The organism is Marmoricola sp. Leaf446 (assembly GCF_001424755.1).
GTDB lineage: Bacteria > Actinomycetota > Actinomycetes > Propionibacteriales > Nocardioidaceae > Marmoricola.
In genome coordinates this window covers 1027524-1034327 of record NZ_LMRF01000001.1, presented here as the reverse complement: position 1 = coordinate 1034327, position 6804 = coordinate 1027524, and the positions used below count along the sequence as shown (strand labels likewise).

7 protein-coding genes are annotated in these 6804 nt (G+C 75.9%); 5 read left to right on the top strand and 2 right to left on the bottom strand.

The features are described from left to right. Positions 1–34: 34 nt before the first annotated feature. Together ASG49_RS04795 and ASG49_RS04790 are read right to left on the bottom strand one after the other, a co-directional pair. The gene (locus tag ASG49_RS04795) at positions 35–1708 is read right to left on the bottom strand and encodes a GAF domain-containing protein (protein WP_056537731.1); all 1674 of its coding nucleotides are present in this window, start codon (positions 1706–1708) and stop codon (positions 35–37) included. 44 nt (positions 1709–1752) lie between these two features. Then, complete coding sequence (locus ASG49_RS04790) at positions 1753–2421, bottom strand: response regulator transcription factor (protein WP_056537729.1); 669 nt, start codon at positions 2419–2421, stop codon at positions 1753–1755. A gap of 188 nt (positions 2422–2609) precedes the next feature. Between ASG49_RS04790 and ASG49_RS04785 the strand changes: the two genes are divergently transcribed. The 5 genes from ASG49_RS04785 (at position 2610) to ASG49_RS19260 (ending at position 6722) form a co-directional block, all read left to right on the top strand. Then, the gene (locus ASG49_RS04785) at positions 2610–3206 is read left to right on the top strand and encodes a CBS domain-containing protein (RefSeq protein WP_056537726.1); all 597 of its coding nucleotides are present in this window, start codon (positions 2610–2612) and stop codon (positions 3204–3206) included. Beyond that, positions 3203–4180, top strand: a complete 978-nt coding sequence (locus tag ASG49_RS04780) for a nitroreductase family protein (RefSeq protein ID WP_056537723.1) — start codon at positions 3203–3205, stop codon at positions 4178–4180. The genes ASG49_RS04785 and ASG49_RS04780 overlap by 4 nt, the downstream gene beginning before the upstream one ends. Next, positions 4177–5319, top strand: a complete 1143-nt coding sequence (locus tag ASG49_RS04775) for a DUF6544 family protein (protein ID WP_056537720.1) — start codon at positions 4177–4179, stop codon at positions 5317–5319. Before ASG49_RS04780 ends, ASG49_RS04775 begins: the two co-directional genes overlap by 4 nt. Continuing rightward, positions 5316–5939 carry a hypothetical protein gene (locus ASG49_RS04770; RefSeq protein ID WP_056539794.1) on the top strand — a complete coding sequence of 208 codons (624 nt, stop codon included), beginning with the start codon at positions 5316–5318 and terminating at the stop codon, positions 5937–5939. Before ASG49_RS04775 ends, ASG49_RS04770 begins: the two co-directional genes overlap by 4 nt. Before the next feature lie 69 nt (positions 5940–6008). Then, on the top strand, positions 6009–6722 hold the full coding sequence (locus ASG49_RS19260) for a DUF305 domain-containing protein (RefSeq protein ID WP_056537718.1): 714 nt from the start codon (positions 6009–6011) through the stop codon (positions 6720–6722). Positions 6723–6804: the final 82 nt, after the last annotated feature.

Below are 6804 nucleotides of genomic sequence, written 5' to 3'. Positions count from 1 at the left end.
GGGGGGGGGGGGGGGGGGGGGGGGGGGGGCTGCCTCAGGGCAGCGGGACCGTCCAGGTGATCGTGGTGCCCGCGTCGGACGACTCGACGGCGCAGCTGCCGTGGAGCAGTGCAGCTCGCTCCCGGATGTGACCCAGCCCGCTCTCCCGGACGTCGGGGGGCAGGCCTCGACCGTCGTCGCTGACCACCAGCTCCAGGGCGTCACCCACGGTGACGGAGACCGCGATGGCGTGGGCGTCGGCGTGGCGCGAGGCGTTGGACAGGGCCTCCCCGAGCACGGCGAGCAGGTGCGGGGCCACCTCGTCGCCGACACGCGTGCGGAGTGGTCCGTCCAGGGTGAGGGTCGGCCGGAACTTCAGCGTCGTGGCCGCACGGTCCACCAGGCTGGTCACCTCGCTCTGCAGGTCCGCGGCACCCTGCGTGGAGCCGAGCGCGAAGATGGAGCGGCGGATGTCACGGATGGTGGCGTCGAGGTCCTCGACCGCGGCCTCCAGCCGTCGACCCGTCTCGGGCTCTCCCGTCGTCCGGCTGACCATCTCCAGCCCCAGCCCCACCGCGAAGATCCGCTGGATGACCAGGTCGTGCAGGTCACGGCCGATCCGGTCGCGGTCCTCCAGCAGCGCGAGACGCTGCTCGACCTCCCGCGCGCGCAGCACCTCCAGCGCGAGGGCCGCCTGCTCGGCGAAGCTCGCGGGGAGGTGGGCGTCGACCTCGTGGAAGCGCGCCACCCGTCCGGGTGTCCAGGCCAGGCCGAGCGCCCCCACCACGACGTCGCGCGTGCGCAGGGGCACGATGATCGCCGGCCCCAGGACGGGCCACCCCAGGTCGGCCAGGGCCGCGGGAGCGCTGCCCCGGGACCTCAGGTCGGGGACCGTCACCGGCTCCCCGGTGGCCACGACCTGGTCGGAGAAGGTGCCCGCCAGCGGCACCGACGCCAGCTCGCGGGTGGGTCCGGTCGGCCCCGCCACCGCCTCGACGACCAGCCCGGAGCCGGGCCCCGACCCCGACCCCGACCCCGACCCGTCCCCCGTCCCGACCGCCGACCCGAGCGCGGACCCGACGACGATCCAGGCCACGTCGGCACTCGCCACCTGGCGCGCCCGCTCGGCCACCACCTCCAGCGCCTCGCGCACCGGGGTGACGCCCGCGAGCAGCCCGGTGATCTCCGCCGTGGCGGCCAGCCAGTCCTGTCGGCGCGCCGCCTCCTCGTGCAGGCGCGCGTTCTCCACCGCGACGCCGGCCGCCGCGGCCAGCGCCACCACCAGGTCCTCGTCGGCCTGGGTGAAGTCACCCTTCCCGACCTTCTCGGTCAGGTAGAGGTTGCCGAAGACGCGCCCGCCGATCCGGATCGGGACCCCGAGGAAGGAGCTCATCGGCGGGTGGCCCGGCGGGAACCCGAACGAGACGGGGTGCTCGGCGATCTCGCGCAGCCGCAGGGGCTGCGGCCGGTCGATGAGCAGCCCCAGCAGACCGTGCCCGGTCGGCAGGTCCCCGATCCGCCTCACCTGGGCGGGCGTCATGCCCCCGTGCACGAACATGCGCAGCCCCCGGGCCGCCCCGAAGTCGAGCACGCCGAGGGCGGCGTACCTCGCTCCGGCCAGCTCCCGGGCGATGTCGACGATGCGGGCCAGCACCTCGTCGAGGGACAGGTCCGCCCCCATCGAGACGACGGCGTCCAGTACGAGACCGAGCCTGGCGTCCTCGGACACGTGGACCTCTCCCTGCCGGGGCGCGGGCGCCGCGGCGTACGACGTCAGCCGGGCCGGTGGTTGAGCGAGAAGATCGCCGCCTGCGTGCGGCTGTCGAGGTGCAGCTTGGCCAGCAGCGACGACACGTAGTTCTTGATGGTCTTCTCGGCCAGGGACATCGCCTGCGCCATCTGGCGGTTGGTCATGCCCTGGCCGATGAGCTCCAGGACCCGCTGCTCCTGGGCGGTCAGCTGCTCCAGGGCCGGGTCGGTCGGCGGCCCGCGACGGATGCGCTCGAGCACCTGCGTGGTGACGCCCGGGTCCAGCATCGAGTGCCCCGCGGCCACCTGGCGCACGGTGTTGACGAAGTCGTGGCCCCGCACCTGCTTGAGGACGTAGCCCGCCGCACCGGCCATGATCGCGGAGAACAGCGCGTCGTCGTCGTCGTAGGACGTGAGGATCAGGGCGGCGATCGAGGGGTCCTGCGACCGGACGTCGCGGCACACCTCGATGCCCGAGCCGTCCGGCAGCCGGGCGTCGAGCACCGCCACGTCGGGGCGCAGCGCCGGGATCCGCCGTGCGGCCTCGGCCGCGAGCCCCGACTCACCGACGACGACGAAGTCGCCCTCGCTCTCCAGCAGCTCCCGGATGCCGCGCCGGACCAGCTCGTGGTCGTCGAGGAGGTAGACCGAGATGGGCCGCGCGGGGGCAGCGGACGCGGGGTTCTCGGGCATGACCCCAACCTACGCGCACGAGGCCGGCCGGCGCCGCTCCCGAGCCCGGTGGTCGAGCCCGGTGGTAGGGCCCAGTAGTCGAACCTGTTGGTCGGACCCGGCCACCGGGGACCTTCGCCCCTCGCCGGACCACCACGACCGCGGGAGGCTGGAGCCGACGTCCACACCCCTCACCCACGGAGGAACCCATGCTCGTCCGCGACGCCATGACCCCGGACCCGGTCACGGTCAGCACGACACGCACCGTCGAGGAGACCGCCGCCGTCCTGGCCACCCACCGCATCTCGGCGGTCCCGGTGGTCGACGAGCACCGTGGCGTGCTGGGGGTGGTGAGCGAGGCCGACCTGCTGCAGGACGCCTTCCCGCCCGACCGACGCGCCCACCTGCGCCCACCGCCCGAGCCCCGGGACACCTCGGGACGCACCGCGGGCGAGGTGATGACCTCCCCCGCCCTCACCGTGCACGCCGCCACCGACGTCGCCGAGGTGGTCGTGCAGATGCGCACCCACGGCTACAAGAGCCTCCCCGTCGTCGACGACGCCGGCACCCTGGTCGGCGTCATCAGCCGCAGCGACCTCCTCCGGGTGCGCGCCCGGGGCGACGAGGCGATCCGTGACGACGTCCTGGCCCTGTTCGGCGACCTGCTCCACCCCGACTGGCAGGTCGACGTCGTGGCGGGATCGGTGGTGGTCACCGGACCCACGACGACCGAGGACCGTGCCGTGGCCGAGGCGAGCGCGGCCTCAGTCGCGGGGGTCGTGCGCGTCACGACCCGCGCCCCGTGACCGAGGTGTCCCCGCTGCTCCTCGGCCGGCTCCTGGAGCTGGCCTGCCGGGCACCGAGCGTGCAGAACACCCAGCCGTGGCGGTGGCGCGCGACCGAGGACGACGTCCTCGAGCTCCACCCCGACCCGAGCCGGCAGCTCCTGGTCTCCGACCCCGAGGGGCGCAACCTCGCCATCAGCTGCGGCGCGGTCCTCCACCACGCGCTCACGGCTGCCGGCGCGCTCGGCCTCCGGGCGTGGGTCGACCCGCTGTCCCCCACGTCCGGCTGGATCGCGCGGGTCCGGTTCGCCGCCGGCCACGTCCCGCCCGACGCCCGGGCGACGCTGGACGGTCTCGCCCAGCGGTGCACCGACCGCCGCCGCTTCACCGCCTGGCCGGTGCCGGACGGCCGGCTGCTCGAGCTGGCCGCCACCGCCTCCGGCTGGGGGGCGTACGCCGTGCCGCTGACCGGCCGGACGGACCGCTCTCGCCTCGAGGTGCTGATGGGCCGGGCACGCTCGGTCCAGGCGGCCGACCCCCGGTTCCTGGCCGAGCAGCAGGCCTGGGTCGACCGCGGCGCCGACGACGGCGTCCCCACCGCGGACGCGTCGCCCCCGGTCACGGGGCGCCCGGTGCAGCACCCGACGCGCTACCAGCCCGACCTCGTGGACACCGCCGAGCTCGTGCGGAGCACCGAGGGGCTGGTCCTCCTCGGCACGACCGTCGACGACCGCACGGCCTGGGTCGGTGCCGGGCAGGCCCTCGGCGCCCTGTGGCTCGCGGCCCACCGGGCCGGCCTCTCCGTGGTCCCGCTCAGCCAGGTGGTCGAGGTCCCGGCCACCCGCCGCGTGCTCCAGGACGAGGTGCTCCACGGCGGGCTGTGCCCGCAGCTGCTCGTGCGGGTCGGCTGGCAGCAGATCGGCCGCGGCACCCTCCCCCGCACCCCTCGCCGACCGCTCACCGACGTCCTCACCCACGCCGTCCCCGGCCCGTGAAGGCCCTCGCGCGCTGGACCCTGGTCGCCGTCCTGGTCGGCCACGGGGCGATCCACCTGCTGGGGGCGGCGGCGGGGCTCGGCTGGGCCGAGGTGCCCCGGCTGGGGCAGGTCGGGGTCGCCGGCGGACTGCTCTGGCTGCTGGCGGCGACGCTCCTGCTCTCCTGCGCCGCGCTGGTCGCGGCACGACGACGGGCCTGGTGGTGGGTGGCCGCGCTGGGCGTCGCCGCCTCGCAGGTGGCCGTCCTGACGGCATGGAGCGACGCACGCGCCGGCACCCTGGTCGACGTCGTGCTCGCCTGCGCCGCGGCGTACGGCTTCGCCTCGGTGGGCCCGACCAGCGACCGCGCCCGGTGGCAGGACGGGGCGGCGGCAGCCGTGGCCGCGGTCGCTCCCTCGCCCGGGCTGCTGACCGAGGCCGACCTCCGGCACCTGCCCGCACCGCTGGCGGCGTACGTCCGTCGCTCGGGGGCCGTCGGCAGGCCGCGCGTCACGAGCCTGCGGGCCGAGCTGCACGGCCGCATCCGCAGCGGCCCCGACGCGGCGTGGATGCCGTTCGCGGCGACCCAGGTCAACACCTTCGGCGCGCACCCACGCCGCCTGTTCCTGATGGAGGCGACCCGCTCGGGCGTGCCGGTCTCCGTGCTGCACTCGTACGCCGGTGCGAGCGCCACCATGCGGGGCAAGGTCCTCTCGTCGGTGACCGTGGTCGACGCCGCCGGGCCGGAGATGGACCGCAGCGAGACCGTCACGATCCTCGACGACCTCGTGGTGCTGGCCCCCGGCGCCGTCGCCGACGCCCCCGTCCGGTGGTCGGCGGTGGACGACCGGCACGTGCGCGGCGTCCTCACCGTCGGCGACCAGGTCGTCTCGGCCGAGCTGAGCTTCGACGCGGACCACGACCTCGTCGACGTCACCTCCGCGGACCGCTCACGCGCGTCGATGGACGGCGCGACCTTCACCGACCAGCGCTGGTCGACACCGCTGGCGGGCCACCGGGTCGTCCACGGCCGTCGCGTGCTCACCTCCGGGTCGGCGAGGTGGCTCGACCCGGCGGCGGGCGGCTGGTTCACCTACGTCGAGCTCGAGGTGGACGACGTCGCCCACCCGGCCACCACCGGGGCGTGGGGACCACGGTGACCAGCCCCCGCACACACCCTCCGACGGCCGGCGTCGACCTCTACTGGCTGCCGCTGGGCGGCCGCCCGGGCGACCGCGGCGAGGGCGGCGGCCCCCTGGTCCGCTGGAGCGGTCGTGCCTACGAGGCCGGGTGCGCCCGGCACGAGCACCGGCAGCCCTGCGACCTCTACCACTCGGCGCTCCTCGTCCGGCTCGACGGTCACGTGCACGCCCTGGAGATGGCGCCGGCCTGGGACGTGAACGGTCGCGGCCCGGGCGTGGTCGCCACGGGGCCCGTCGGAGCCCGTCGGCTCGGCCGCTCGGTGCTGTTCCGCTACGAGGTCCGCTGCCGGGTCGACGCGACGATCCCCGACGTGGCCGGGGCCGTCGACAGCCCCCGGCGCGTGAGCAGCGACCGGCGCGCGGCCCGCACCCTGCTCGACCTGGTCCCGTCGTTCCCGACCGCGACCTGGGGGCGCGACGAGCTCACGACCGGGGAGATGTGGAACTCCAACTCCCTGGTCGCCTGGCTGCTCCTCGGCAGCGGTCACGACACGGGTGCCATCGCCCCGCCGCCGGGTGGGCGTGCCCCGGGCTGGTCCGCCGGGCTGGCCGTCGCCTCGAGGTCCCGCGCCCGCTAGGACGCCCGGCCCGCAGGCTCGTGCCTCCCGGCCCTGGCCGACCGGTCGGACCGGGCCGAGCCTGGCTGCATGAGCGCCACCGACCCCGCCACCGACCCCGCCACCAGCCCCACCACCTCCCCGCGGCGCCACCTGTCCCGGGGCCTCCTGGCCGCCGTCGTGGCCCTGGTGGTCCTGGCCGCGCTCGGCGGGGCCGCCGTCGGTGCCGCCCTCGCCTCGCGGGACCCGTCGGCCCCCGTCGCCGGCCAGCGGTCGGGCATGGGCTCGGGCACGGGCACGGGCATGGGCATGGGCGCGGACGTCGGCGAGGAGCGATTCCTGGTCGACATGGTCGCCCACCACGAGGAGGCGATCACGGCCGCCCGCGAGCTGCGCCGCTCGGAGCGGCCCGAGATGCGGGCGTTCGGCCGGCGCGTCGTCGCCGACCAGTCGGCCCAGGTCGAGCAGATGCGGGCCTGGTCGTCGCAGTGGTTCGACGAGGCACCGACGGCGTCGACGTACGAGCCGATGATGCGCGACCTCACCCGGCTCGACGGCGACCGGCTCGACGAGGCCTTCCTGGCCGACATGACGCAGCACCACATGACGGCCGTGATGATGGCGCGCCGGCTGCTGGCCGGCGACCGCCTGGAGCACGCGGAGCTCGGCTCCCTGGCCAGGACCATCGTCCGTGACCAGACCGCCGAGATCGCACAGATGCACCGGTGGTCGAGGGCGTGGTTCGGCCGGTCCTGGACCGAGGGCGGGATGATGCCGGGCGGCCCGATGGGCGACGGCTCCTGAGGGGTACGCCGACGAGCCGGCCTGCCGCGAGGACCCGTCCCGGCGACGCGCGACCTTGTGCCCTGTGCCCCGCCCCCGCCGC